At 58.8% G+C, this 2,668-nt stretch carries 2 protein-coding genes; both read left to right on the top strand.

The annotated features are described in order from the left end of the window. Positions 1 to 95: 95 nt before the first annotated feature. A complete protein-coding gene (locus HMPREF2883_RS00185; protein WP_070658094.1) occupies positions 96 to 1,304 on the top strand; it encodes a hypothetical protein in 1,209 nt (402 codons plus the stop codon). An 80-nt stretch (positions 1,305 to 1,384) separates the two neighbouring features. Then, positions 1,385 to 1,933 carry a hypothetical protein gene (locus tag HMPREF2883_RS14500; protein ID WP_141758965.1) on the top strand — a complete coding sequence of 183 codons (549 nt, stop codon included), beginning with the start codon at positions 1,385 to 1,387 and terminating at the stop codon, positions 1,931 to 1,933. Positions 1,934 to 2,668: the final 735 nt, after the last annotated feature.

Genomic DNA, 2,668 nt, shown 5'->3' with positions numbered 1-2,668 from the left:
ACACCCCCACCCACCAACTTTGCCGACCCCCTGGCAGCACCCCGAAGTCCTCGTAAACCTCCCTCGCCAGTTCCCAAAGAAAGTGACGTGAAACAATGCCGATTGATACGCATCTGGACGCGACGCCAGCGGATATCACTGCCTCTGCGCTGGACGTGGGCAAGGTGAAGACCGCTGTGGATGAGGCCGAGATCGATGTGTCGAGAGCCAATCGCACCATGCAGTCCGGTGAGCTTGAAGGGGAAACCGCTAAGCAGGTCAAGAAAGCTGTGGGGCTGAAGCTGCAGCAGTGCCGGACCCTGTCCTCGAGCCTGGGGAGCTACAAGACCGCCTTGGAGAACTTTGCCTCGGGGCTGACAACGGTTAAATCCGACCTGGCTGGGGTTCGGGAGAAGGCGGTTGCCGGTGGGTTGACTGTTGAGGGGGAGAAGGTGATGGAGCCTCAGGCGCCACCGCCGCTCATGGAGAACAACCCTGTCGAAAGGGACAAGGACCGGCAGACTCATCAGACGCTGGTTGACAATTACAACACTAAGAACGCCCTGTACAAAACACTGTCCACCGAGACCAGTGATATCCGCATCAAGGAGACCGAGGCGCGCGACGCGTTTGCTAATGCATGCTCTGCCATCATTGACAACCCGGTGTGGAAGGAGCTCAAGGGCGCGCTCCTCCCGGACACGTCTGCGGGCGGAGCTGTTGCCGTAGGAAAGACGGCGATCTGGGCGAACAGCATGGTGCAGCATGCGGCGAGGCTGGCCGAGGGCGTCGGACTCAAGGCCACCAATGCCGTGGTCAAGCACCCCATGAGGGATAAGCCCCACAAGTGGGTGACGTCCCACGACCCCAGGAGAGGTACGCCCAAGGGCATGAAGCCCCGTTGGGTGAGAAATGATCGCCATCTCAGCAACTGGGAGGTCCCCGAGGGTAAGAGCGGGACCTGGGGAGGCAAGACTGTCGCTGCTGCGAGGAAGGCGGCGCCCTACCTGGAAAAGGTTGACAAGGGCTTTGTGGCGGTCGACTTCGCCGTCAGTGGCTACGAACAGTGGCAGAAAGACTCCCACAACCCGTCCCTGAGTGAAGGGAAGAAGGCTGCGCGCGCAACAACAACGGGAACTGGTTCGGCAGTGGGAGGATGTGCGGGGGCGAAGCTCGGAGCCACCATTGGGGCCTCGTTTGGTGTGGCCGGCGGCCCCATCGGAGTCGCCGTCGGTGGGGTCGCAGGAGGCATTATTGGAGGTGTAGCGGGCTCCTGGCTCGGAAAAACTGGGGCGAATTGGTTCAATAATACTTTTTTGAAGTAAAAAGAGGTGTGAAGTGAGGTGGTTTAGGAGTGCATTCTTCTGGAGTTCTCGCACCTGTCGGGTGCCTTGTTCTCGGTGGTATGACAATGGTGAACTGGTGGTTCATGATGTTTTCGGACCACTGGTATGGAGACTTGCTGCGCGCAATCTCGAAAGATTGGTTCAATTTAGGGCGCAATGCTGACTCGCTTCTACAGCCCGCAGCGGGTTTATCTTTCATTTTTTTTGGTGTCGGCATGTTTTTGTATCCAGTCGATGCTGATAAGAGTGCTATGGGCTGGCTTTTAGGGGGAGGTGCTGTATTCTTTCTGTTTGTGGCTGTGTTGGGCTTGATTCCCTTTCGGTTGCCGGGTCCGATGTATCCGGAGTGGCAGCTGGAGAGGCGTCGTCGTCGGGCGCAGGAGGCTGCTCGGGCCAGGTGGGAACATGAGACCGGCAGCATTGTGATGCGGGGACGGCATGCTATGCTTTCAGAGACGGCAACCGACGCAGGTGGTCAGTACGGTCAGTACGCGGGCGGCCCGGGCGGCGAGGACCCGCTAAGGTCCGGCGACTCCCTGCCGATGCGAGCTCGCTCACCGCGTGACGAGGATAGCGGTGGCGGTCCGGGCGGCGGAGTGAACGTCTGACCCAAACACTCCGATAGGCAGTGGGGCTATGAGCATGGTGTGGTCGGTATGAGGTGTGGAATGCTTGGTTCTGGTGGAGTGAGGTGACTGTTTGGTGAGTTCTTCTGATATGTATGGAGCCATTGGATGTCTTGCTTTAGGTGGCCTTACGTTGGTGAACTGGGGTTTTGCAATGTTTTCTGATCACTGGTACGCGGATATGGTGCGGTATCAGTCAGAAAGATGGTTCAATCTCGGTAGGAACACCGAATCGGTGATAACGCCTGCAGCAGGTTTACCTTTCACATTTTTTGGTGTCGGCATGTTTTTATATCCAGTCGATGCTGATGAGAGCGCTATGGGCTGGATTTTAGGGGGAGGTGCTGTATTTTTTCTGTTTGTGGCTGTGGTGGGTTTGATTCCGTTTCGGTTGCCGGGGCCGATGTATCCGGAGTGGCAGCTGGAGAGGCGTCGTCGTCGGGCGCAGGAGGATACTCGGGCCAACTGGGAACATGAGACCGGCGGCGTAGTTCCGCGGGGTCGGCACGCCGCACCCCCAGAGGCGGCAACCGACCCAGGTGGTCAGCACGGGTACGAGGGTGACGCCGGTGGTGAGGACTCGTTGAGGTTCGGTGACTCTCTGCCGGTGCGGGCCCGGCTCCCGCATCCTGACGGTAACACCAGTGATCCCCGGTAGTGTGGAGGGCTTGTGCAGATACTGGCCGGGTGTGTGTGCTAGGCATGGTGGTGAGCTGC

The organism is Actinomyces sp. HMSC075C01, assembly GCF_001812965.1.
Classification (GTDB): Bacteria; Actinomycetota; Actinomycetes; order Actinomycetales; family Actinomycetaceae; genus Actinomyces; species Actinomyces acetigenes.
The sequence above is the reverse complement of the archived record's forward strand: the minus strand, read 5'-3'. Positions and strand labels throughout refer to the sequence as shown.